Source organism: Flavobacterium sp. XN-5 (genome assembly GCF_008033395.2).
GTDB classification, from domain to species: Bacteria; Bacteroidota; Bacteroidia; order Flavobacteriales; family Flavobacteriaceae; genus Flavobacterium; species Flavobacterium hiemivividum.
In genome coordinates this window covers 1,141,484-1,167,304 of sequence record NZ_VOGZ02000001.1, presented here as the reverse complement: position 1 = coordinate 1,167,304, position 25,821 = coordinate 1,141,484, and the positions used below count along the sequence as shown (strand labels likewise).

17 protein-coding genes are annotated in these 25,821 nt (G+C 35.4%); 13 read left to right on the top strand and 4 right to left on the bottom strand.

Going from position 1 to position 25,821, the window contains the following annotated elements:
• Positions 1-7 precede the first annotated feature (7 nt).
• A complete protein-coding gene (mscL, locus tag FQU23_RS05125) occupies positions 8-430 on the bottom strand; it encodes a large conductance mechanosensitive channel protein MscL (protein WP_147672882.1) in 423 nt (140 codons plus the stop codon).
• Between the two features lie 96 nt (positions 431-526).
• A complete protein-coding gene (locus tag FQU23_RS05120; RefSeq protein WP_147672880.1) occupies positions 527-2,971 on the bottom strand; it encodes a bifunctional UDP-N-acetylmuramoyl-tripeptide:D-alanyl-D-alanine ligase/alanine racemase in 2,445 nt (814 codons plus the stop codon).
• A 256-nt stretch (positions 2,972-3,227) separates the two neighbouring features.
• Here FQU23_RS05120 and FQU23_RS05115 point away from each other — a divergent pair, with 256 nt between their 5' ends.
• Positions 3,228-3,833, top strand: coding sequence for a hypothetical protein (locus FQU23_RS05115; RefSeq protein ID WP_147672879.1), 606 nt, complete (start codon positions 3,228-3,230; stop codon positions 3,831-3,833).
• On the opposite strand, the gene FQU23_RS05110 is transcribed toward FQU23_RS05115, so the two are convergent.
• Positions 3,828-4,529, bottom strand: a complete 702-nt coding sequence (locus tag FQU23_RS05110) for a porin family protein (protein ID WP_165425727.1) — start codon at positions 4,527-4,529, stop codon at positions 3,828-3,830. The two genes, FQU23_RS05115 and FQU23_RS05110, sit on opposite strands and share 6 nt — an antisense overlap.
• Before the next feature lie 777 nt (positions 4,530-5,306).
• Here FQU23_RS05110 and FQU23_RS05105 point away from each other — a divergent pair.
• The 11 genes from FQU23_RS05105 to nagA all read left to right on the top strand — a co-directional run bounded on the left by FQU23_RS05105 (position 5,307) and on the right by nagA (position 24,272).
• Positions 5,307-8,741: a SusC/RagA family TonB-linked outer membrane protein gene (locus tag FQU23_RS05105; protein WP_147672875.1), complete on the top strand. Its 3,435-nt coding sequence runs from the start codon at positions 5,307-5,309 to the stop codon at positions 8,739-8,741.
• Positions 8,742-8,745: 4 nt separating this feature from the next.
• Entirely contained in the window at positions 8,746-10,320 is a 1,575-nt protein-coding gene (locus FQU23_RS05100; protein WP_147672873.1) for a RagB/SusD family nutrient uptake outer membrane protein, read from the top strand.
• Between the two features lie 217 nt (positions 10,321-10,537).
• Positions 10,538-11,770: an ROK family protein gene (locus FQU23_RS05095; RefSeq protein ID WP_147672872.1), complete on the top strand. Its 1,233-nt coding sequence runs from the start codon at positions 10,538-10,540 to the stop codon at positions 11,768-11,770.
• Between the two features lie 394 nt (positions 11,771-12,164).
• Positions 12,165-13,085, top strand: a complete 921-nt coding sequence (locus FQU23_RS05090) for a dihydrodipicolinate synthase family protein (protein ID WP_147672871.1) — start codon at positions 12,165-12,167, stop codon at positions 13,083-13,085.
• A 33-nt stretch (positions 13,086-13,118) separates the two neighbouring features.
• Positions 13,119-14,294 (top strand): galactose oxidase, encoded by a 1,176-nt coding sequence (locus FQU23_RS05085; RefSeq protein ID WP_147672870.1) that lies wholly within the window; start codon positions 13,119-13,121, stop codon positions 14,292-14,294.
• Positions 14,295-14,365: 71 nt separating this feature from the next.
• Complete coding sequence (locus FQU23_RS05080) at positions 14,366-15,610, top strand: MFS transporter (protein ID WP_147672869.1); 1,245 nt, start codon at positions 14,366-14,368, stop codon at positions 15,608-15,610.
• 153 nt (positions 15,611-15,763) lie between these two features.
• Positions 15,764-17,854, top strand: coding sequence for a GDSL-type esterase/lipase family protein (locus FQU23_RS05075; protein ID WP_147672868.1), 2,091 nt, complete (start codon positions 15,764-15,766; stop codon positions 17,852-17,854).
• Between the two features lie 94 nt (positions 17,855-17,948).
• Positions 17,949-19,133, top strand: coding sequence for an AGE family epimerase/isomerase (locus FQU23_RS05070; protein ID WP_147672867.1), 1,185 nt, complete (start codon positions 17,949-17,951; stop codon positions 19,131-19,133).
• A 113-nt stretch (positions 19,134-19,246) separates the two neighbouring features.
• Positions 19,247-20,392 carry a sialidase family protein gene (locus FQU23_RS05065; RefSeq protein ID WP_147672866.1) on the top strand — a complete coding sequence of 382 codons (1,146 nt, stop codon included), beginning with the start codon at positions 19,247-19,249 and terminating at the stop codon, positions 20,390-20,392.
• Between the two features lie 16 nt (positions 20,393-20,408).
• On the top strand, positions 20,409-23,093 hold the full coding sequence (locus FQU23_RS05060; protein WP_209282315.1) for a family 20 glycosylhydrolase: 2,685 nt from the start codon (positions 20,409-20,411) through the stop codon (positions 23,091-23,093).
• A 51-nt stretch (positions 23,094-23,144) separates the two neighbouring features.
• Positions 23,145-24,272, top strand: a complete 1,128-nt coding sequence (gene nagA / locus FQU23_RS05055; RefSeq protein ID WP_147672865.1) for an N-acetylglucosamine-6-phosphate deacetylase — start codon at positions 23,145-23,147, stop codon at positions 24,270-24,272.
• Positions 24,273-24,326: 54 nt separating this feature from the next.
• On the opposite strand, the gene FQU23_RS05050 is transcribed toward nagA, so the two are convergent.
• A complete protein-coding gene (locus FQU23_RS05050) occupies positions 24,327-24,800 on the bottom strand; it encodes an Lrp/AsnC family transcriptional regulator (protein WP_147672864.1) in 474 nt (157 codons plus the stop codon).
• 187 nt (positions 24,801-24,987) lie between these two features.
• Between FQU23_RS05050 and FQU23_RS05045 the strand changes: the two genes are divergently transcribed.
• Positions 24,988-25,803: a DUF1338 domain-containing protein gene (locus FQU23_RS05045; RefSeq protein ID WP_147672863.1), complete on the top strand. Its 816-nt coding sequence runs from the start codon at positions 24,988-24,990 to the stop codon at positions 25,801-25,803.
• Positions 25,804-25,821 lie beyond the last annotated feature (18 nt).

The window sequence follows — 25,821 nt, the reverse complement described above, 5'->3', positions numbered from 1 at the left end:
GGTATTCTTATTTTTTCAATAAATCTCTAATTTGAATTAGCAATTCCTCTTGTGTAGGTCCTGCTGGAGCTGCTGCTACAATAGCTACTTCTTCTTTCTTTCTTGCTTTTTCGGCTGCTCTTAATATTACAAATACAAAGAAAGCAATGATAACAAAATTGATAGTCGCTTGCACTAAATTACCATAAGTAATTACAGCAGCGCCTGCAGTCTGAGCAGCTGCTAAATCAGCGTAGCTGTTTCCGTCAAGCGTAATAAATTTTTGTGTAAAATCTATTCCACCAGTAATTAAACCAACTATTGGCATAATGACATCATCTACAGCAGAGCTTACAATTTTACCAAATGCAGCACCAATAACAACCGCAGTTGCTAAACTCAATACATCGCCCTTCATCAAAGAGGCTTTAAAATCGCTAAAGAATCCCATAATTGTTGTTTTTTATTAAAATTAAAAATGTTTATTAATAGCCAAATTAACAAAAAATCAATACGATTTAACATTTTACCGACATTTATTAAGAAATTATCGATAAAAAACACGCTTCACCCGTTGAGAGATACTTGTTAACACTTCATACGGAATCGTATTTAGCTTTTTTGCGATATGTGAAACTGTTGGGCTTTCGCCAAAAATAATTACAGAATCTCCTTCGGTACAATTAATTTCGGTGACATCCACCATTAACATATCCATACAGATGCTCCCTAAAATCTTCGCTTTTTTGTCTTTTATATTTACAAATCCAACACCATTTCCCCAACCTCTAGATATTCCATCTGCGTAACCAATGGGGATTGTTGCAATTTTTGTAGTCTTCTCAGCCATGAATTTCCGTCCGTAACCCACGCTTTCCCCCGCTTTAATCGTTCTAATTTGCGAAATAACAGACTTCAAAGTACCCACGTTTTCCAAATACTTTTGCTCCGCGGGATCATTCGACACGCCATAAAGTCCAATTCCCAAGCGCACCATGTTAAATTGAGAGTCTGGATAATTGCTTATTCCAGAAGTGTTCAAAATATGTCGAATAGGGTTTATACCTAATTCCTCCATTATTTTAGTTGACATCGAATCAAACAAATTAATTTGAGAAAGTGTAAAATCACGGTGTTTTAAATCATCACTTGTAGCCAAGTGCGACAGTATACTTTGTACTTTGACCGTTTCATTCCCTTTTAAAGTTGCAATCAACTCCTCAATAGAATCTTTTTCAAAACCAAGACGGTGCATTCCTGTATCCAGTTTTATATGTATAGGAAATTGATATAGGTTCTTTTCTTTTGCAATTTTCAAAAAAGCATAAAGTCCTTTTAGACAATAAATTTCGGGCTCTAATTGATTCTGAATAATAGCTGCAAAACTCGTATTCTCAGGATTAAGAACCATAATCGGCAATTGAATGCCTCCGCTTTTCAGCGAAATTCCTTCATCGGCGAAAGCCACCCCTAGATAATCTACTTTGTGGTGTTCTAATAATTTAGCAATCTCCAAACCTCCATTTCCATAACCGAATGCTTTTACCATCACCATGATTTTCACCTTTGGCTTTAGTTTAGATTTAAAGAAATTCAGGTTGTAGCTAATAGCGTTAAGGTTAATTTCCAGAACGGTTTCATGAGTTTTTTCTTCGAGCAGATAGACGATTTCTTCAAATTGAAAAGAACGAGCACCTTTTATCAAAATGGTTTCATTTTCAAAATCCAAATCATCAAAATTAGCGATGAATTCGGCTGTGTTTTTGAAGGTGATACAGTTAGTAAACTTGTCTTTGAAGGCCGCGATGGTTTCTCCGATGCCTATTACCCGATTGATATTATTAGAAACAATCAATTGTGAAACTCGTGAATACAACTCTTCATTGGCCAAGCCGCTCTGAAAAATATCAGAAAGAATCACTGTCTTCTTTTGGAATTGATTTTGACTTTCGAGAAAATCCAAGGCTATTTTTAAAGACTGAAAATCAGAACTGTAGCTATCATCGATAAGACTACAATTATTGATTCCAGTTTTTACTTTTAATCGCATTTCTACGGGGAATAGTAATACCATTCTAGACTGAATCGTTACGATATCATAGTCAAAATGCAACAAAAGCATTAAACAGGAAATTGCATTTTCTATTGATGCCTGATCGTGAAACGGGATCTTCAACTTAAAGGAATCTCCTTTGTATTTGTAATGTATTAGCGTATTTTGATCCTCAAACTCTTTTTTATAAATAAAAACATCGGCTTCCTCTTTACTAAAACTCCAGCTAAATGTTTTTATATGAGGAAGTATAAATTTGTCTACAATATCACTTTTTTGATAAATTAGAATTTCGACCTCTTTAAAAAGGACCAATTTTTCTTTTACTTTTTCTTCTAAATCCAGAAAACCTTCATCGTGGGAAGAACCTATATTAGTAAGAATTCCAATAGTTGGCTTTATGACTTTTTCTAGTTTCTCCATTTCGGCAACGGTAGAAATCCCAGCCTCAAAAACTCCTAGATTGTGCTTTTCATTAATGGCAAAAATGGACAACGGAACGCCCACCTGAGAATTATAACTCTTCGGACTGCGAATAACATTAAAGTCGGGACTTAGTAGAAAATTGAGCCATTCCTTTACTATCGTTTTGCCATTGCTTCCTGTTAAACCTATAACAGGAAAATCGAAATGACTGCGATAATAGGCGGCAAATTGCTGTAAAGCGTCTAATGTGTTTTCGACAATTAGGAAATTTGCTTTATCAGCACAAGCTTCTGGAATATGTAAAACCACAAAGTTTTGCACTCCCGTTGCGATCAAATCCTCAATATAGGTATGCGCATCATTATTAGGACCAACTAGGGCAAAAAACAAAGTGTTTGCACTGTTTTGCAACGATCGACTGTCTATAGAAACTGTGTCAATCACCGCGGTTGCTGTATTACCAATCGCCTTTGCCTTAAGAATAGGAATTATGTTTTGTATAAGTATGCTCATTTTTATGTAATGCGATTAACGACTATTTAATTGTTCCTATACGTTACAACCAGCGTACTCTTACTGAAATAACTGCACTGAAACATGATTTCAATTTGGAACTTTCTCAAAAATAATACTTCTTAACAAAAATACGGCAACATAATAGCATTAAAAAGGGAGAAGCAGTTTTATGTTTTGTGCAAATCAGGATTCTTTTTGGGGAAATTTTTTAGTTTATTTATTATATTTGTTTGGATAATTAATCGCAGTCCACTTGAAAAAATTACTTCCCTTATTTTCTTATATCTTCCATCCGATATTTATTCCGGTTTATGCTACGCTATTTTTCTTGTTTTCGAATCATTCGTATTTTTTAAATTCAGAAAAATATTTGGTGCTACTTCATGTAAGCATTTTCACCCTGCTTATTCCACTGCTGTTTTTCTTTCTATTAAGAGCAACAGGGAAAATTGGCTCTATAATGGCGCCCTTGCTATCTGAACGTAAAATTCCGCTTGTTATTCAAACTTTTTTGATCATTCTTTTGGTTCGAAAAAGTATTACGATAGAACGTTACCCAGAGCTACACTTTTTTCTATTGGGAGCATTATTCAGCACTTTAATGGCGCTGTTATTATTGTTTGTTAAGACAAAAGCAAGCTTACATATGATGGGAATTAGCGCATTGACGATCTTTGTTTTAGGATTAAGCATGCATTTTCAAACCCAAAATCTTTTTGCCATTGCATTTCTTACTGTTATGAATGGTTTTGTAGCCTCCTCTCGCTTAGTGATGAAGGCACATACTGCTAGGGAATTAAATATCGGACTTTTGATTGGTATTGTTCCGCAAATACTATTCTTGTACTTGTGGTTATAGGACATAAAAGATAATCCCAACATTGAATGCCTTCATTTTTATGTTCTCGCCACCAACTTCAGCGGATTTAAAAATAGGATTCAATCCATAATAAGCATACACATTTACCGTATTGTAACCTGCCGATAGATAAATACCATAGAGTAGTTTATTAAAATCAATGTTATTAGTAATTACTACTTTACTTTGATCGTCAGTATATAGCGATCTATTATATAAAACATAACTGAATTTCACTCCGCCATATATTCGCCAAAACTTGTAACTCTCATAAGTCGATGTTCGCCATCTAAACTCAATAGGCAAATCGACTAATAATTGTGTGAATTTATTTTTGTTAAATACTGTTTTGTCGTCTAGAACAGTATAAAAGGGCATTTCCCCAGTTCCAGTTATCGCCAGGTTTTGCACATAATTATTAAAAGTGAAACCCAAGCCTGTTGCAATTGCATGTGTTCTGTCTTTATTTATTGGCATATCTCTCAAGAAACCAGCAGACAATCCTACTGAAAACTTATTTTGAGAAACCCCTTGTGGTTTCTGCTGTAACGTATTGTAAGTTAAGCCCAGATAAAACTGATCTTCTCTATATAAGGAATCGACTTTTACTATCGCACTATCCTGAACCGTCTCTATTTCTTGCGAAAAAATAGTAGAAACAGACAGTACTAAAAACAGACTAAAAATGATTCGCATAGTATTATTTTGATTTAATGATTGTATCATAGTAGTCTACAAGGATTCTTGGGTTGGATAATTCTCTATTATTATACAAATATAGGATTTTGATAGTTTGTTAATACGCTTTCGTTTTAAAAAACAATTTGAAAGCATGTTTCTAATTAGATAGATAAATACGATAGAACACTCTCTCAAAGAAAAATTAAATTGCTACATTTAGTTTACAGAATCTTGATTGCTAAATATCTTAAATTGTTCATGTAAGTTTTTATTTATAATTCTAAAATCGATTTAGTTCTTACAGAATTTATTTCTTCGCGCTATCCCACTCATAAAGCTAAAAAACTCCTACCTCTAAAAAAATTCACTTTTAGTTAGTAAAATATTTTAATAATAATAACCGCTATATTAAAATGTTTTATATATTTGTTACAGTTATATAATTTTTATATTAATTAATTGCTAATAAAAGCATAAAAAAGCAACTTAAATAAAGAATAATCGGCCCCGAATTATTTCAAGTATTCAAAAAAGATACAAAGTAAAAGACTAGACTCAGAACACCGAAGATCTAGTAACTGAAAATATTTACAACGTCGACTATAGCTTAAATCGTTCACGATCTAAATTGATAATACAAAAAGAGGTCATCTCATTAATATAAAATATTTATTTGTCATCCTTAAAAATACCAATTGTAAGCAGCTTAATTCCATAAAAAAAGAATAAGTACTGGAAGCCAAATGAATGACACTGCAAAAACAAATTATTATTAACAAACCAAAAAAAATCATGAAAATCTTTTCCAAAAACAAGCCAAGAAATTTATGGCATGATTCCCCAGCCAGAGGGACAACAAAACTAGCCACAGTTTTGCTGACTGCCTTGACGGTACAGCTTTCAACGGCAGCTACTTCAGATAAAGTAGTTTTTTTCGAAAGTAACACCACAGTTAATAAAGGAACAGAAGTACTTATCCTTAATGTAATTCAGAAGAAAATTACTGGAAAAGTGACAGATTCTGATGGAATGCCAATTCCTGGAGCAAATATTATCGCTAAAGGAACTACAGCTTCGACACAAACTGATTTTGACGGTAATTTCAGCATTGAAGTTCCGGACAATGTTACTAAACTTATCATTTCCTACCTTGGAATGGAACAACAAGAAGTAAGCATTGGAAAATCACCACTCACCATTATATTAAAAGCAACTGGAGAAAACTTAGATGAAGTAGTTATTGTAGGTTATGGAACTCAAAAGAAATCAAAAATAACTGGTTCTGTATCTAAATTAGATAGTAAAATTCTAGAAACAGGTACACGTTCTAATCCAGCTTCGGCATTAGCAGGAACGATTCCAGGTTTAAGAGTGCAGCAGTCTTCCGGTAGACCAGGAGCGGTGCCAGCCATTGTTTTACGTGGAGGAACAAATTATGACGGTTCAGGATCACCACTAGTTATGGTTGATGGATTTGTAAGAGATGGCTTTAGTGACATCAGTCAAGATGACATCGCTTCTATAGAAGTTCTAAAAGATGCTTCTGCCACAGCTATTTATGGTGCAAGAGCAAATAATGGGGTAATTTTGATTACTACTAAAAAAGGAAAAAGCGGATCTTCTAACATTACAATTAATTCAAAAATAGGGATCAATACTTTAAACGTTCCTTTTGACTTTTTGGATGCCAGAGACTATTTATATTACTCTAGAAAAGCCATCGAAACTTCAGGCCAGTATGATGCGAGTCGATTGAGCCAATTAAACTCGACTGGACCTTTTGGAACTGGAAACCTTTATAAAGATGGAGCCGGAAACATTCTAGACGGAAACAAAACCTCATCTGCGGTATGGAGCCCAATGTTTAGAAACTCTATCAACGAGGAGCTACTATCTCAAGGATGGCAGTCCATGACGGATCCTTTAAAAACAAATGCTGCTGGAGCATATGATATTAACGGAACCAATAAAGAAATTATCTTCAAGGATTTCAATTATAAAGACTACGCTCTTAGACCTCAAGGCTTAACTAAAGATTATAGCATTAATATGACGGGAGGTAACGACAAAGGAAATTACTATGCCAGTATAGGTTCCTTTGACGAAGAAGGTTTGCCAGTAAACACTTTTTACAAAAGAATTACTTTTGTTTTTAACGGGGAGTACAAAATCAAACCTTGGCTAACCTCTACCTCGAGCTTGAACTTTGCTGATGCTAAATGGAGAGATACCCAAACAAATGGTGAAGGGAATTATCTAACTCGTTCACTAGGAGCCCCTCCAACAATGAGGGGGACAAATGCAAATGGAGAGTTATTAGTAGGTAGAGATTACACCGACGGAAACCCATTAGTGAATGATGACAAATTTATTCGTAAAAACAATTCAGATAAATTCACATTGTCGCAAGCTTTTAACTTTGCTATTTTAAAAAATTTAAGTTTTAGAACTAGTGCAAACTGGTTTTATGACATGGCTTATAACGAATCCTTTAATAAAGATTTCTTATCAAGTCCAGGTAATATTAATAAGACTAGATCTTCAAGTGCGTTCTACTCTAGGGACTTTAGCCAAACCTACAATGGAGCTTTAAACTACAACACTACCTTCTTAAGCAAGCACAATGTAAGCGCTATGGTAGGGACGGAGTATTATGACATCTACCAAAACGGCCTATCTGCCTCTGGTTCAGGCGCTCCATCTGATGACTTTATGGACTTGCAATATACTAGTTCTGATAAAGACAAAAGAAATATCGATACGTACCACCAACGTCAACGAATTTTATCCTTCTTCTCACGTGTTAATTATGATTATGACGATAAATACTTGATGACATTAACGGTAAGACGTGATGGTTATTCTAGATTATTAGACAACCGTTGGGGAAATTTCCCTGGAGTCTCTGTGGGATGGAATTTACATAAGGAGGAATTCTTTAGTGGAATTTCAGATGTAGTAAACACCTTAAAATTAAGAGCTAGTTACGGACAAAACGGTAATGTTAGCGGTATAGGCGCTTACCAATTACAAGGATCTTATGGAGGTGGTAAATACGATGGAATTGTAGGATATCAAGCATCTGGACTTCCATTTCCAGACTTAAAATGGGAACGTTCTGCTACTTATGAATTTGGTATGGAAACTCGTTTATTTAGCAAATTAGATCTATCTGTTGCGTATTATAACAGAGAGACCAATGATAAAATATCAACTTTTAACCTTCCCGCTACTTCTGGCTTTACCACCATTACAACAAACTTAGGTAGTTTGCAAAATAAAGGAGTTGAGTTAGACTTGAACTATCGTGCAGTAAAAACAGACGATTGGACATTAGACATTAATGCTAACTTCGCTACCAATGCTAACAAAATATTAAAATTACCTAGCAATGGTTTAGAAAACAATAGAATTGGCGGAAGTCAAGTTTATGATAAAAACGGAAACCTTGTGTGGGTTGGTGGATTCCAAGAAGGTCAAGATCCAAACGTAGCTTATGCTTATGTTGCAGAAGGAATTATCAGAACTCAAGCAGAATTAGATGATTATGCATTAACACTAAGAGATTTAATTGGTGCGCGAGTTTTGGTTCACCCAAGCGTTTTTAATGGGATGACTCCAGCTCAAAAAGCATTGCATTTTCCTATTGCATTAGGAGATGTGAAATGGAAAGATGTAAACGGAGATGGTACTATCAATAGCTATGACAGGGAGTACATGGGACGCACCGTACCAAGAGTGACTGGTGGTTTTGGTTTTAATGTAAAATACAAAGCATTCACATTGAGCAGCCGTTTTGACTATGCTTTAGGTTTTGTTCAATACGACGGTCCTAAAACGTGGTTCTTAAGTAATGCACAAGGAACTTTCAATACCACACAAGATGTAAAAAACACTTGGACTCCAGAGAATCCAAATGCAAAATACCCAACTTATTACTGGGCTGACCAATTGTACAAGAACAACACCTTCCGTACTTCAAGCATGTTTTACAACAAAGCCGATTATTTAGCTTTCCGTGATGTGAGTTTGTCTTATGCACTACCTTCTGAACTTTTGAATAAAATAAAGATGGAAGGAATTAGATTTACTTTAACTGGTCAAAATCTAGGTTATTTAAGTAAATCAACATTATTCTCGCCAGAAACAACAAACAACGGAACATCTGTTGCTGGGGGTTATCCACTACCACGAACAGTAATATTTGGTGTTCAATTTATATTATAAAATTATGAAAAAGATACTATTAGGAATTGCATTATTGACGTTATCAATGACGTTTAATGCTTGCGATAATTTAGATTTAGCTCCTGAGGATTATTACGCCAGTGGAAGCTTTTGGAAAACTCCTTCACAAGTAGATGGAGCGATGGTTGGCTTGCACAATCAGTTAAGAAACTATCAGTTCACCATGTTTAATTTAGGAGAACTTAGAGGAGGAACATTAAGAGATGGAACCAGTTTTACAGGAACAGCCTCATTAAACGCAGGTTCTATTGTTCGTCAAGACATTAGAGAATCTTCTCCTGGAATTTCAAGTTGGGCGGGCATCTATGCTGCAATTTTTCAAGTGAATAATTTTATTTACCAAGTGGAAAAAGCAGACTATTTAGTTGCTACAGACAAAAGCTATTACTTAGGTCAAGCTTATGGTTTAAGAGCTTTTTATTATTTCCAATTGTACCGTACTTACGGTCGTGTGCCATTAGCAAAAGAACCTAAAGTAGTTATCAGTACGCCAACTACAGCTCAAGATGCTTATTTACCACGTACTGCAACTGAGAAAGAAACTTTAGATTTCATCAAAGAAGACGTCAATAAGTCAGTTGCTAGTTTTGCAGACAACTACACTACTAAAATGCAAAAAGCACAGTGGTCCTTAGCAGCGTCACAAATGTTAAAAGGCGAAGTGTATTTATGGTCAGCGAAAGTCAAAATTGATGGGACAGCTCCAACAACGACAACAGCAGATTTAATTATGGCTAGAACGGCAATCGAAGCAGTTATACCAAAATACAGCTTGCAATCTAATTTTGCAAATGTATTCAACTCAGCTGCATCGGCATCTATAAAAGGAAACAGTGAAATTATTTTTGCATTGCGTTATGGTCAAGGAGAAGCTACAAACAGCTTTAGCCAATTTATTTATGCCATTACAGATCCTCTAGCAGGCTACGTTGATGATAAAGGAGTAGCAATTCCAGCTTCTGATCCATTAAAAGTAAATGGCGGTGGAACTATTATTCGTTACGAGTACAAATACGACTTGTACACACAATACGAGTCTGCTGATACAAGAGCAAACGTAACTTTCTTAAACTTTAATAAAGGAGCAATTCATGCTACAAACCTTCGCAAGTTTATTGGGACAATCGTTGACGGAGCACGTTCTTTCTCAGATGATTTCCCAATATATAGAGTAGCTGACGCTTATTTAATGTTAGCCGAAATTAAAAACAAACAAAACCAAGATCCATCTGCTGAGATCAACACCATAAGAACTAGAGCTTATGCAGGAAGTGTTGCGCCAGTTTATGTGAATGGCACATTCGAACAAAACGAATTGGCTATTTTTGCTGAAAGACAAAAAGAGTTTGTTGCTGAAGCAAAAATATGGCACGATTTACGCCGTATGCAAGATGCTTCTGGAACTCCTTTAGTATTTAGAAAAGACCTTAACCTAGTGGGTGTACTTGATAATATTACTGGTCAAAACCATAAAATACTATGGCCAATAGACCTAAGCACATTAAACAGTGACGAAACCTTAAAAGGACAGCAAAATCCTGGTTACAGTGGAACTTAGATTTAATTAATTTCAAATCCGGCAAATAATATTAATTTGCCGGATTTTTTTTTTAGCTTGCTTTTCTATATTTCTTCTCTGCGGAAACTGAATCTAATTATAAAGAAAAGTGGATTATCGACAAATAAGAATAGTTGTACAAACTCTATATAAGTTTTAAAAAAAATATAGTAAGTTTGTGATCACGCACCTCAAATTATTTTAAAAACGATTAAAAATGAGCTTAAAGGATATTTTAGACGTGAGTACTGACAACAGTCTTTCGGGACAAAAGTGGCACATGTTGAGACAATCAATAGTGAAGCGTCTACTATCTTACGGAAATGCAACCATTGCCGAGTTAGGATCTGAACTGCAATCAAGTGTCCCTACGGTTACTAAGGCAGTCAATGAGTTACTGCTTGAAGGCTATGTCGTAGATATGGGGAAAATTACCAATAGTGGCGGCAGACGCCCCTCTCTATATAGCATCAATCCAACTTGCGCTTACTTTCTAGGAATAGAAGTGGGCCGAAGCAACATGTCTATTGGATTGCAAAATATAAAAAATGAATTTGTAAGTATCGAATTAGGAACTTCCTTTGTTCTCGAAAACACACAAGAATCCCTTTTAGAGTTATGCAGCCTGATCAACTCCTTTATAGAAGACAGCTCAGTAAATAAAAAAATGATTGTTGGAGCTTGTATCAACTTATCGGGTCGAATTAATTCGATGGAAGGATTCAGCTACAACTTCTTTTTCAGTGAAAACCAGCCTTTAAGCGAAATCATTTCAGAGCAGCTAGGAATACCTGTTCGCTTAGAAAATGATACGAGAGCAATGGCTTTTGGTGAATATCGCGAAGGCGTTGTTGATGAAGAACAAGACGTAATTTATGTAAACTACGGTTGGGGTGTGGCAATAGGAATTATAACTAACGGCCAACTCTACTATGGAAAATCAGGATATTCAGGAGAATTTGGTCACAGTAACATTTTTGACAATGGTCTTTTGTGCCAGTGCGGAAAAATAGGCTGTCTCGAAACTGAAATATCAGGTTGGGCTTTAGTTAATCAATTTAAAGAGGCTATTGCAGCAGGAAGGCATTCTCAAATAGTACTTGATGAAAATTCAAATGATTTACAACATCATGCTATAATTATGGGCGCATTGAACCTAGAAGACAGCTTATGTGTCGATTTAATTTCTAAACAAAGTGAAAAAATGGGCCGTTATTTGTCCATGATTCTCAATATTTTCAATCCAGAATTATTAGTTGTCGGTGGAGATTTCTCACTGTTAGGAGGATACGTCTTACTACCTATTCAATCTGCTTTGAAGAAATATTCTTTAGGATTAGTAAACAGAGATGTCAAGCTAAAGAAATCAAATTTAGGTCATCGAGCAGGCGTAATTGGTGCCTGTTGTGTGGTGAAAGAAAGAATGCTTTCCACATTAATTAACAATTAAACTTATTTTCTTCTTTTTGTTATTAAATTATTTTAATAAATACACTTCTTTTATTAAAATATTTTGTAAGTTTACTTTTTGATAGTAAACACATCATTTATAAAGCTTTAGAACACCTATTTCGTTACAAAAAAAACATCTGCATTAGTTTAGGCAGAAAAGAGTTCGATTAAATGCAATTGGGTTTCTAAAAAACACTGTCTAAGAAATAGATTTATAATTCGACACTAAAAATTAACAGTGGTTAGATTATAAATCAGTTATAGCCAATACATATTGTTGCGATAATAAAAATATCTCGGTATTCTTTTATCTGCCTATTTACATATTCTACAGTCTAAAATTTTACTTTTTTGGACTGCACTTAATACTAAAGAAAATAAAAAAACATATTATGAAAATTCAACACTTACAAGGTCTTATCTCAGCTCCATTTACACCATTTGACAGCAACGGAAAATTAGATGTTAGTTTAATTCCTGGTTATTATTCTTTTCTAAAACAAAACGGAGTAACGGGCGCATTTATAAATGGTTCAACAGGAGAGGGAGTTTCTACAACTATGGCCGAAAAGAAAGCAGTTGCTCAAGCTTGGGCTGATTGTAGTAATCAGGATCCCGACTTTAAAGTAATGGCTTTTTTAGCAGGTACTTGTCATGCTGATTGTATCGAATTAGCCAAACATGCATACGAAATAGGTTTATACGCAGTTTCTTTGACTGGACCGTTTTATTTTAAACCAGCAAACGTTGACATGCTAGCACAAGTATGTATTGAAGTAGGAAAAGAAGTTCCTAACATGCCTTTTTATTACTACCATATTCCAGTACTTACCGGAGTAAACTTACCAATGTTCGATTTAGTGAGAACATTAGACGGGAAACTTCCCAATTTTGCTGGAGTAAAATACACGCATGAAGATTTCATGGATTTCCAAAGTTGTATGAGCTATGAAAATGGCAAATACGATATGTTATGGGGACGTGATGAAAATATGCTTTCAGCTTTAGTATTAGGTGCTAAAGGCGCTGTAGGAAGCACATTTAATTATGCCGCTCCATTGTATTACGATCTGATCGATGCTTTCAATGCTAATGATTTGGTTAAAGCACGTGTTTTACAACAAAAATCAATTGATATGATTCGCTTGTTAGGAAAATATGGCGGAATCTCAGTTGGTAAAGCCTATATGAAATTGGTTGGACACAATCTAGGCGAATTCAGATTGCCGGTTAAAAACATGAGCGCTGAACAATTTGAATTGTTCAAAAAAGATGTAGCTAGTTTAAATTTTGACGAATTCAAATCAAAATAATCTAATCGCACGTTTTATTTTAAAATAATAACGATGAATAAATCCATTTTTTCTCTAATTTTTATCTCCCTACTTATGTCAACAACTGACGCATTTTCTCAAAAAACAGCCGTAAAACAGGTAGATTGGACAACAGCTGCCCAATTGCACAATACGGATGGTAGTCTTTCAATAGGCTTCGCAGGTGCAATTAACGGAGTTAGCAATGATGTTTTAATTGTCACTGGTGGTGCCAATTTTCCTGATAAAATGCCTTGGGAAGGAGGGAAGAAAAGTTATTCGAAAACGATTCATGTACTTGAAAAATGCAAAGACAAATTTACTTGGATTGCAGCAGTAAAAAGTGAGCTAGCAGAACCAATCGCTTACTGTGGAACCACTTCTACTGACTTAGGCGTGGTATATGTGGGTGGAGAAAATGAAAATGGACTTTCTAATAAATCGTTTTTACTAAAATGGAATGCAGACAAAAAAGAAGTGGAGACAAAATCACTAGCGGATTTCCCTTTGGCAATCACAAACATAGCGCTTACTAACATTGGTAATGTTGTCTATGCAGTTGGAGGAGATCAGGCAACACAATCATCTGATATCTTTGCAAGTCTAGATTTGAATGAGGAAAATTCTCATTGGAAAACCTTACCAAAACTACCTTTGGCTTTAGCCAATGCAGTTGCCATTACTCAAAAAGGAAAAAACGGAACTAACATCTATGTTGTAGGTGGACGAACAAAAACAGCTTCAGGAATAAGTGATCTACACAATACTACTTTTGTTTTCGATCTAAAAAAACAAAGCTGGGAAACTGCCGCAACAATTTCTGATGGAAAAAGCAGCACTAACTTTTCAGCGGGAGCCGGAGTTGCCGTAGGAACTAATTCTGTTTTAATTGTTGGAGGAGACAATGGTGTTATTTTTCACCAAATCGAAACCTATCTATCTCAAATAGCACAAGCAGAATCCCCTGAATTGAAAGCCGACCTCATCGCTAAGAAAAATAATTTAGTGACAAATCACCCCGGATTTTATAACGGAATCTTATTATACAACACCCTTACGGATCAATGGTCTAAAATAGGCGAATTGCCATTTTTACCACATGTTACGACACCAGCTGTTTTATGGGATAAAAAAATAATCCTGTCTAACGGGGAAATTAAACCTGGAATTCGCACCCCTGATGTAATGTTAGGTACAATCAAGAAATAAAAATATTTGTTACCCTAGCTATTTCTTTGCGGAAGCAGCAACCAAAAAACCAAAAAAAAGAAAACCTAAATATGAAACAATCAAAATATTATCCTTGGGTTGTCGTGGCCTTACTGTGGATTGTTGCATTACTGAACTACATGGACAGACAAATGCTGGCAACTATGCGACCTTCAATGGAAACCGATATCCCAGAATTAGTTTCGGGAGAGAATTTTGGCCGACTAATGGCTATATTCCTATGGATTTATGCTTTAATGAGTCCTGTATCAGGAATCATCGCCGACAAGATGAACAGAAAATGGTTAATTGTAGGCAGCCTGTTTGTTTGGTCAGCCGTAACTTATGCAATGGGCTTGGCAACGACTTACAATCAATTATATTGGCTAAGAGCCTTAATGGGAGTTAGTGAAGCCTTATACATTCCTGCTGGTTTGTCTTTGATCGCTGATTACCACCAACAAAAAACAAGATCACTGGCCATTGGGATTCACATGACGGGACTATATATGGGTTCTGCAATTGGCGGATTCGGAGCAACAATCGCGGCTTCTTTTTCTTGGCATACCACTTTTCATTATTTTGGCTTAATCGGAATCGTGTATTCAGTTGTTTTAGTCTTTTTATTACTAGAATTTAAACATCCTGAATCAGCCCCGAAAGCCACTACTAATTCACCTACAAAAGAAAAAGCCTCAGTCTTAAAAGGCTTGAGTATTTTATTCACAAATATGTCCTTTTGGATTATCCTGTTCTATTTTGCTATTCCAAGCTTACCAGGTTGGGCAACTAAAAACTGGCTCCCTACCCTATTCTCTCAAAACTTGAATATACCGATGGAACAAGCTGGTCCTCTAGCAACCATTACCATATCAGTATCTGCATTTATAGGTGTTATTTTTGGAGGGATTTTATCTGATAAATGGGTTGAAAAAAATATTAAAGGAAGAGTTTACACCAGTGCCATAGGTCTGGGATTAACTATCCCTGCATTATTATTTATTGGTTTTGGAGGCTCATTAATTAGTGTTGTCGGTGCTGCACTTTGTTTCGGTATTGGTTACGGTATGTTTGATGCTAATAACATGCCTATTCTTTGTCAGTTTGTTTCTTCAAAATACAGAGCAACAGCCTATGGCGTTCTAAACATGACTGGAGTTGGATGCGGTGCATTAGTCACTTCTCTATTAGGAAAATATTCTGATAGTGGAACACTAGGCAATGGATTCGCTTTAATGGCAGGAGTTGTTTTGATTGCTTTAATCGTCCAAATAAGTTTCTTACGTCCCAAGGTAAATGACTTTGTAGACGAATAATATTTCATTCGAATAATCAGTAAAAGATACACATCATATAATTTAAAATATTCTGAGTTTTGTTTTGGTTAGTTCTATCTGTTAAGGCGAAATGTCATATTTCGTCTTTTCGATAGACTATTTACACAATAAAAAAGAGCTTACACCCATACTATGAAACGATTTAAAGCAAATCAGTTTGTATTTTCATGTCTAATTTTCCTCTGCTTTGGGCAGCTGATAATTGCACAGAAAGCGGCTACAAAAGTAGCTTGTATTGGTGATTCCGTAACTGCCGGATATTTACTAGGAAATGCTGGTTCAGAATCCTATCCATCACAACTTCAGTCGATGATGGGAGAAAAATATGACGTTAAGAATTTTGGAAATAGTGGCGCTACACTTTTAAAAAAAGGTCACAAACCCTATTACAAAACAAAGGAATTTAAAGATGCTATTGCATTCAATCCGGATATTGCCATCATTCATTTAGGACTGAATGATACTGATCCTAGAAATTGGCCCAACTACAAAGAGGAATTTGACGCCGATTATTCCTGGTTGATAGACAGTTTTAAAAAACAAAATCCAGCTGTTAAATTATACATCTGTAGAATGACGCCTATTTTCAATGATCATTCCCGTTTTAAATCGGGGACAAGAGATTGGTATTGGCAAATTCAATCGCATATTACTAATATTGCGAAAGCGAATCAAGTTGGCTTGATTGACTTACATGAAAATTTGTATTCACGTCCTGATCTTTTTCCAGATGCATTACATCCTACAAAAGAGGGAGCATCTATTTTGGCGAAGACCGTGTATCAAAATATCACTCAAGATTTTGGCAGCTTAAAACTAGCTACTGTTTTTACAGATAATATGGTTTTGCAAAGAAACCAAGCTATTTCCATTTATGGAACTGCTAATGGTGGTGAGGTAGTTGAAGTTTCTTTTAAAGGACAAAAAAAATCAGCAATTACAAATAATTACGGACAATGGGAAATCATTTTTCCTGCTCAGTCCCATGGTGGGCCGTATGAACTGAATATTAAAAGCAATCAAAAAAACATTGTCTTAAAAAACATTCTAATTGGCGACGTTTGGTTTTTTTCTGGGCAATCGAATATGGTTTTTCAACTGCAACAATCTGAAAACGGAAATGAAGAAATCAAAAAAGCACTTCCTAATGCCGCAATTCGTTTATTCAATTTTAAGGATTTAAGACAAACAGACAATACAATCTGGGACTCCATCACATTGGCAAAAACAAATCGATTAGAATTCTTTTCTGGCGAATGGACTGCTTGTGATGCTACAAATGCAAAAGACTTTTCGGCAATTGCCTATTACTTTGGAAAAAAAATCGCTTTCGAAGAAAATGTACCAATAGGACTGATACAAGTCGCTGTAGGTGGATCTCCAATAGAATCTTGGATTGACCGAAAAACTTTAGAACATGATGATAAAGTCGTTGATGTATTAACCAACTGGCGCAAATCTGATTTTATCATGCCTTGGGTACGAGAACGAGCCAACATGAATTTCAATAATGCCAGCAATCCAAAACAACGTCATCCTTATGATCCGGCATATAATTTTGAAGCGGGAGTAAAACACTTTACTAAATTTCCAATAAAAGGAGTGCTATGGTATCAAGGCGAAAGCAATGCGCACAACATAGAATTGTATGAACACCTTTTACCTACGATGGTAGAAAGTTGGCGCAAAGCCTGGAATACAAACTTCCCGTTTTATTATGTGCAATTATCTAGCTTGGATCGACCAACATGGCCTGCTTTTAGAGACGCCCAAAATAGAATGCAAAAAATAATTCCTAACAGCGGTATGGCCGTGAGTCTGGATTATGGAGACTCGACTGATGTGCATCCTATTCGAAAGAAAGAAATTGGAGATAGATTGGCACTTTTAGCCTTAAAAAACACTTACGGAAAATCAGTTATCGCTAATGGACCTTACCCTTTGAATGCAATAAAAAATAAGGATCAAATAGTGATTTCTTTTACTTTTTCAAAAAAAATAATGGCAGCAGAAAAAAAAGAGATTATTGGCTTTGAATTGGTGACTGTTAAAGGAAAACACATTAAAACTTTGGCCACAGCCAAAAACAATCAAATTTTTATCACTATTCCAAAAGGAGAAAATATAAAGTCAGTTTATTACGCTTGGGATCCATTTACGAGGGCAAATTTAGTAAATGAAGCCGGTTTACCATGTTCTACTTTTAAGATAGAAATAAAATAGAAATAAAAAGTACTCCAAAGGATGCTACAACAATATAAAATAAGTACAATAAGCAGGTAGGTGATGAAAAACCTAACTATAATACTTTTAAGAGATGAATTATTCGACTACAGATCTACAGGATTTAAAAGATTTTTACCAAAATCAATTATTAAATGACACGGTTCCATTTTGGTTTCCACGCTCGATAGATACCGAATTTGGCGGTTATTTATTAATGCGAGATCAAGACGGAAGTCTAATTGATGATGATAAAGCGGTTTGGATACAAGGTCGCGCTTCTTGGCTTTTATCCACGCTTTACAATACGGTAGAGCCTAAAAAGGAATGGTTAGACGGCGCCAAGTCGGGAATTGATTTTTTAAACAAGCATTGCTTTGACACCGATGGTCAGATGTTTTTTCATGTAACACGTGATGGACAGCCGATACGCAAACGTCGTTATTATTTCTCCGAAACATTTGCAGTTATCGCGATGGCATCTTATGCAAAAGCAAGTGGCGATGAAGTTGCTGCTGAAAAAGCACGTTATTTATTTGGGAAGTGTATCGAATACTCTACAACTCCTGGATTGTTAGCGCCTAAATTTACATCGACCCGTCCTTCAAAGGGAATTGGAGTACCAATGATTATGATGAACACAGCTCAGCAATTACGAGAAACAATTGGTGATCCGCGTTGCGACGAATGGATTGATATATGGATAAACGAAATTGAAACCTATTTTGTAAAAGACGATATCAAATGTGTAATGGAACAAGTGGCGCCAGATGGTTCAATCATTGACCATATTGACGGCCGTACTTTGAATCCAGGACACGCCATAGAAGGTGCTTGGTTTATTCTGCATGAAGCTAAATATAGAAATAATGATCCTCGATTAATTGCGTTAGGTTGTAAAATGCTGGATTATATGTGGGAACGCGGTTGGGACAAAGAGCATGGCGGAATTTTGTATTTCCGTGATGTGTATAACAAACCGGTGCAAGAGTATTGGCAAGACATGAAATTCTGGTGGCCACACAATGAAGTGATTATTGCAACACTTCTAGCTTATACTATGACGGGTGATGAAAAATATGCAGAATGGCACAAGTTAGTTCATGATTATGCATACAGTAAATTTCACGATAAGGAAAACGGAGAGTGGTTTGGGTACCTTCATAAAGACGGGACTATTGCACAAACTGCAAAAGGGAATATGTTTAAAGGTCCATTTCATTTGCCAAGACAAGAATGGTACTGCTTAGAAATATTGAAGGAGCATTTAGATAAATAACTATAAATACAGCTACCATTTTTAGGGATAGTTGAATCGAAAATTAGGATTGGAGATTAATTTAATTTCCCTACTAAACAAACAACACACACTAACATTAAACTAATTTTATTATGAGAAAAATTTTCACATCGTTACTATTGATCACCGCTATAGGGCTTTCGGCACAAAATGAGAAGTACCAAATTGCAGATGGCGTAATCTCACATCAGGATTTATTTAATACGTCAATGGTTCAAGGAGTGAACTGCTTCCGAATTCCAGCTATTGTCACAGCTCCAAACGGTGACCTTATCGCTGCTATTGATGAGCGTGTTCCTAATTGCGGAGATTTAAACCGAAGCGGTGATATTAATATTGTTGTGAGACGAAGTGCTGACAATGGTAAAACGTGGTCTGGAATTGAAACCGTAGTTAATTTTCCTTTGGGACTATCAGCTTCAGATCCTTCGATGATTGTAGATAGAGATACTAAAGAAATTATTCTTTTTTATAATTACATGGATTATGAAAAAGAAAGAGACATTTATTATTTACACGTAGTAAAAAGTAAGGACAACGGAAAAACTTGGAGTAAACCAGAAGATATTACAAAACAAATTGCAAAACCAGAATGGCATAAAGACTTTAAATTCATCACTTCAGGTCGTGGAATTCAAACTAGAGACGGTAAACTTTTACATACTTTAGTTAATCTAAGTAAAGGTTTATTCATCTTTGGAAGTGACGATCATGGAAAAACGTGGTACTTTATTGATACTCCAATAAAACCAGCTGATGAATCTAAAATTATCGAATTAGCGGACGGATCTTGGATGGTTAATTCAAGAGTTAACGGTGGAAAAATGCGTTATGTTCATACTTCAGCAGATCAAGGAAAATCATGGACAAGTAAGGCAGAACCTGCACTTATAGATCCTAGTTGTAACGGTAGTATTATCAGATATACGGCAAAAGCGGATGGATATAATAAAGACAGAATCATTTTCTCGAATGCAAAAATGGAAAAAGGGCGTATGAATTTGAACGTTCGTATCAGTTATGACGAAGGGAAGACATGGTCAGAAGGAAAAACTATTTATGCTGGAAGCTCGGCATATTCTTCTCTTACTGTATTAAAAAATGGAGATCTAGCGGTATTTTTCGAAAAAGATGAGCATACTAAAAATGAGTTTGTAAGCTTTTCTTTGAAATGGTTAACAGACGGAAAGGACAAATTTAAGAAAGCCTCCAAAAAAAGAAAATCAAATAATAAATAAAAATTATTAACCCTCTATGAATTCAGTATTCCTAGAGGGTTTTAATTTTTATCCCAAACCAAAAAACTTAAAAAAACCACTACTAACACTACTAGTCATGCGTTATTCTAAAAAAAAGAGCTGGCTCTATTATATCCTAATTTTCTTGCTGTTCTTCATTGCCGGAAGTGCGACTGCTCAGCTTAAAAAAACCACATTCCCTGACGATCTATTTTCAACTTACTATCATCAGAGACTTAGCCATTTCAAAACCCTACCAAAAACCAAAGATGATATTATTTTTTTAGGAAATAGTATTACTGATGGTGCAGAATGGAGCGAGTTATTTGCGGATAACCAAATAAAAAATCGCGGAATTAGTGGTGATTTTACTACGGGAGTACTCAATCGTTTAGATGAAATAAGTCTGCGAAAACCAAAGAAAGTTTTTCTATTAATCGGAGTTAATGACTTGGCGCGTAATACATCGACCGATAGTATTTTTAAAAACATTGTTCAAATTGCTCGATTCCTGAAACAAGAAATCCCTTCGACAAAACTATACATCCAAAGCATTTTGCCTGTAAATGAAGTCTATAAAAAATTTGATGGCCACACTGGTAAAGGAGAACAAATAAGATCACTAAATGCTAGTCTTAAGCAGAATGCCAAAGATTACAATTATACTTTTATTGACCTATACTCAGCGTTCTCTGATGAGAATGGAAAAATGGCAAAACAGCTAACGAATGACGGATTACATGTTAATGGCGAAGGTTATTTGTTATGGAAACGTATTGTTTATCCTTATGTATATGATTTAGAAACCAAAGCGGCTTTACTTCCAAAACCACAACAACTAACTTGGAATAATGGCTATTACCCTTTAACGGCTACCAATACCATTTTTGTCGAAAATGCAACTTTACAAAAAGAAGCATTGGTATTGCAAAAAGCAATGAAGCAAAAAGGTTTAAGCGCCGAAATAACGAACAAAAAACCTAACAAAGAAAACTATATCACGCTTCAATTAGGAAATGTAAATGCTCCTTTAAATGCTGCGGAGGCCTACAATTTAAAAACTAGTACTGATAGAATTACACTAACGGCTAATACTCCTAATGGAATTCATAACGGAATTCAAACTTTATTGCAATTAATGCGGGATAATGTAGCGGTCGATGCTACTGAAATTACCGATTGGCCTGCATTTGCATGGCGTGGTTTTATGGTAGATGTAGGAAGAAATTACCAATCTATGAAACTTCTAAAACAACAGATTGATGTAATGGCAGCTTACAAAATGAATATTTTTCATTTCCATCCTACTGAAGATATCGCTTGGCGCTTGCAAAGTAAATTATACCCACAATTAACAGATCCCGAATATATGCTGCGTGATAAAGGCGAATATTATACGGAAAACGATTTGAAAGAACTGATTGCGTATTGCAAAGAACGTTACATCACCTTAGTTCCTGAAATTGACATGCCGGGTCACAGTGCAGCATTCAAAAGAGCCATGGGAGTAGATATGCAAAGCGACGAGGGTTTAGCAATTGTAAAAAACATAATTAAGGAATTTTGCAGTACTTACGATTTTCCTTATTTGCATTTGGGAGCGGACGAAGTAAAAATTACCAATCAGAAATTCCTACCCGAAGTTATTGCACTAACTGAAAGTTTAGGAAAAAAAGTGATTGGCTGGGAGCCAGGTGGTAATTTTACTGATGGCGTAATTCGCCAATTATGGATGGAAGGAGCAACAAAAGTTAGTAAAAACAAAAATATTAAATATATTGATTCTCGACATTTGTACTTAAACCACATGGACCCTTTAGAAAGTGTAGTTACCATTTTTAACCGCCAAATATGCAATTTAACTGAAGGGAATGAAAATGCTTTGGGGGGAATTGTTTGTGTATGGAATGATAGAGCGCTAGAAAACGGTGATGATGTTATGAAAATGAATCCTGTTTATCCTGGAATGCTAGCTTTTGCAGAACGCAGCTGGCGAGGTGGCGGCTCTGCTGGTTGGACAGCAACTATTGGCGAACCAGAAACCGAAAGAGCTACTGCTTTTGCGGAGTTTGAAAACCGACTATTAGACCAAAAAAAACAATACTTTAAAGGCTTAGATTTTCCTTATGTGAAGCAAGCTGATTTAGCGTGGAACATTTATGGCCCTTTTGATAACAAAGGTGATTTAACTAAAACTTTTTCACCTGAAAATGTAAAATTCAATGCATCCAAAGAAAAACCAACGTACAAAGCTACTGGAGGAACTCTAGTAATGAGACATTGGTGGGCGCCATTAATTTCCGGAATTATTGAGGAGCCAAAAGAAAATACAACATGGTACGCTCAAACAAAAATTTGGAGTGATGAAGATAAAGAACAAGATTTTTGGATAGGCTTTAATAACTTATCGCGTTCGATGAATACCGATTCACCAAATGCTGGCACTTGGAATAATTTGAATAGCTCCATCTGGGTAAATAATCAGTTGATCCCTACACCACTTTGGAAACGTCCTGCGCAAAAAGGTAATTTAGAAATACCGCTAATTGATGAAGGCTATGAATTTAGGAAACCAACATTGATTCCTTTAAAAAAAGGATGGAATACAGTTAATGTAAAATTACCGGTTGGCTCATTTAAAGGAATGAATTGGCAAAATCCGGTGAAATGGATGTTTACCTTTGTAGCAGTAACAGAATAATAACCGCTGTTGCTCCATTGATGAGAGTAATTCTTTATAAAACAGAATAAAATGAAACAAGCAATTATTAACGCCATAGTACATACTGGAGAGGAGATAATCCACAACGGCGTTGTTATCATAGAAAACGATATTATTATCAGTGTTCAAAAAGAAATTCCAAATGATATTCCACAAATTGATTTAAAAGGAAAACATATCGCTGCAGGTTTTATCGACATTCAAATTAATGGTGGTGAGCAATTCTATTTTAGTCAATATCCAAATGAGGAAACCATTCAAGACATTCATGATTCAAGTTTGAAATATGGAACGACTCATACTCTGCCTTGTTTAATTTCTTCTTCGAATGAAACCATACTTCAAGGAATTGAAGCGATCCGCAATTATAAGGAAAAACATAAAAACGGAGTATTAGGAATGCATTTAGAAGGACCTTTTTTGAACCCTTTAAAACGTGGTGCGCATAGCTTGAATCAAGTTCGAACTCCAACGAATTCTGAACTAGAAGAGATTATCCGTTATGGAAAAGACGTTATAAAAGTAATAACCATTGCTCCGGAATGTTTTACTGAAGATCAATTAAATATCCTTTTAGAAAGCGGAATTGTGATTTCAGCGGGACATTCGACCATGACTTATGAGCAAGCGCAATACTACTTTTCGAAAGGAATAAAACTCGTTACGCACTTATTCAACGCTATGACGCAATTTGGTCATCGCGAACCGGGATTAGTAGGAGCAACTTTTGCAAACGAATCTGTGTATGCTCCAGTTATTTTGGACGGTGCTCACTGTGATTATGCGGCGGCAAGAATAGCTTATGAATTAAAGAAAGAAAAGTTTTTTTTGATTAGTGACGCTGCATTTTTAGGACGTAAAGTTGCAAATTTCAAATGGGAAAATTTTGACGCTCATCTTGAAAATGGATTCTATCGTAATGAAGAAGGCAATCTTGCAGGAGCGAGTATCTCGATGGATGAAGCGGTACAAAATGCTTACAAATACCTAAATGTATCTGCGGATGAAGCCATAAAAATGGCTACTTCTCGAGTTGCAGCAGCTATAAATATGGAAAATAAAATTGGAAAAATAAAACGAGGTTTTCCAGCGAGTTTTGTTCAGTTTAATGATGATTTATCCATTGTCGAAACTTTGAATTGCAACAGCTTTAACTAAATACATAGCTCACTTTAATACCAAAATGACACCTTCATTCGAAAACAAACCCTCTTATTTCAAAGGCAGATTTTTTTCAAAGGCGGATCCGAATGAAAAGAAAGAGTCTGTTCCGCCCACGCCTTCAATTTGATGAATTCTTTCGTATAAAATTTTTCGAAGCTCATCATTATTTTTTGCTACAATTTTTATAAAGAGCGCATATTTACCCGAAACCCAATGGCATTCTACAACCTCTGGAATTAATTTTAACTGTTCGGCAATTGAATACGAGAAGTGTGCTTCTTTGGCGGTGATTCCTGTGTAAGTGATGGTTTCGAAACCACTTTGCTTCGCATTTAATTTAACAGAAAATCCAGCGATTATTCCAGATTCTTGCATTTTACGAACACGTAAATGAACTAGGGAATTTGAAATATTTAATTCCTTTGCAATCTCAGAAAAGGGAATTCTACCATTTTCATCGAGCTTTTTAACAATCTCTTGATCTAAATAATCCGTACTATCACTGTGTTTTGTATTTGTCATCCTACAATTATTTTTTCCCCAAGTTGTTATTTTGACAACTACTTAGCGGTATTTATTTTTTTAAATGTCAAATCTACATAAAAAAAGACAAGAAATGTCTAATTATTAATAATGATATTATATCGTTGCCATTGTGACACAAATCATACTACATTTGTGTCGATATAACATATTAATTCTGTTAAAAATGAACAAGAGTCAACTACTTTCAAAACTGTGGGAGCAATACGCCGAAATCACCCCGTCCGCTAAAAAAATTCATGATTTATTAGAGGAAAAAGGAGAAGAAATAAAAAATGACCATATTGCTATTCGCACATTTAATGATAAGCGAGTTAATATAGATGAATTGGAAAAGCTTTTTCTAGAAGTTGGTTATGAAGAGAAAGGAGAATATATTTTTGAATCAAAAAAGTTATTTGCAAAGCATTATGAGCATTCAACTGATAAAAATGCTCCAAAAATTTTTATCTCAGAATTAGAATTAGAGAAATGTTCTTCGAAATTACAGGCAACTGTCAAGGAAATTTTAGATAGTTGTGATGCAGAAACATTCAATAATCCAGAATTAGTATTAAGTGGCGCTATATGGAAAACCAAATCCCTAGCTGTTTACAATTTGCTTTTGGAAGAGTCAGAATACGCTGCTTGGATGTATGTATATGGCTTTCGTGCAAACCACTTCACGATTAACACAAATGCCTTAAAAGGTTTTAATAGTTTAGAGGATTTGAATACTTTTCTAGAAAATAGTGGATGGAAACTAAACTCCTCTGGAGGAAAAATCAAAGGTACACCAGCGCAGTTATTAGAACAGTCAAGCACACTTGCTGATCTGCATAGCGTGAACTTTGATGAAGGTGCAATGCAAATCCCATCTTGCTATTACGAATTTGCACTTCGATACCCAATGCCAAATGGAGAATTATATCAAGGTTTTATCGCTTCATCAGCTGATAAAATTTTTGAAAGCACAGACGTAAAATTGCAAAACAATTTATAATTAAGTCTAATTCTAGCA

Excerpts from the sequence above, each read along its gene's own strand:
- mscL (WP_147672882.1), bottom strand. The coding sequence starts at position 430 with ATGGGATTCTTTAGCGATTTTAAAGCCTCTTTGATGAAGGGCGATGTA.
- FQU23_RS05120 (WP_147672880.1), bottom strand. The coding sequence starts at position 2,971 with ATGAGCATACTTATACAAAACATAATTCCTATTCTTAAGGCAAAGGCG.
- FQU23_RS05110 (WP_165425727.1), bottom strand. The coding sequence starts at position 4,529 with ATGCGAATCATTTTTAGTCTGTTTTTAGTACTGTCTGTTTCTACTATT.
- FQU23_RS05105 (WP_147672875.1), top strand. The coding sequence starts at position 5,307 with ATGAAAATCTTTTCCAAAAACAAGCCAAGAAATTTATGGCATGATTCC.
- FQU23_RS05100 (WP_147672873.1), top strand. The coding sequence starts at position 8,746 with ATGAAAAAGATACTATTAGGAATTGCATTATTGACGTTATCAATGACG.
- FQU23_RS05095 (WP_147672872.1), top strand. The coding sequence starts at position 10,538 with ATGAGCTTAAAGGATATTTTAGACGTGAGTACTGACAACAGTCTTTCG.
- FQU23_RS05090 (WP_147672871.1), top strand. The coding sequence starts at position 12,165 with ATGAAAATTCAACACTTACAAGGTCTTATCTCAGCTCCATTTACACCA.
- FQU23_RS05085 (WP_147672870.1), top strand. The coding sequence starts at position 13,119 with ATGAATAAATCCATTTTTTCTCTAATTTTTATCTCCCTACTTATGTCA.
- FQU23_RS05080 (WP_147672869.1), top strand. The coding sequence starts at position 14,366 with ATGAAACAATCAAAATATTATCCTTGGGTTGTCGTGGCCTTACTGTGG.
- FQU23_RS05075 (WP_147672868.1), top strand. The coding sequence starts at position 15,764 with ATGAAACGATTTAAAGCAAATCAGTTTGTATTTTCATGTCTAATTTTC.
- FQU23_RS05070 (WP_147672867.1), top strand. The coding sequence starts at position 17,949 with ATGAATTATTCGACTACAGATCTACAGGATTTAAAAGATTTTTACCAA.
- FQU23_RS05065 (WP_147672866.1), top strand. The coding sequence starts at position 19,247 with ATGAGAAAAATTTTCACATCGTTACTATTGATCACCGCTATAGGGCTT.
- FQU23_RS05060 (WP_209282315.1), top strand. The coding sequence starts at position 20,409 with ATGAATTCAGTATTCCTAGAGGGTTTTAATTTTTATCCCAAACCAAAA.
- nagA (WP_147672865.1), top strand. The coding sequence starts at position 23,145 with ATGAAACAAGCAATTATTAACGCCATAGTACATACTGGAGAGGAGATA.
- FQU23_RS05050 (WP_147672864.1), bottom strand. The coding sequence starts at position 24,800 with ATGACAAATACAAAACACAGTGATAGTACGGATTATTTAGATCAAGAG.
- FQU23_RS05045 (WP_147672863.1), top strand. The coding sequence starts at position 24,988 with ATGAACAAGAGTCAACTACTTTCAAAACTGTGGGAGCAATACGCCGAA.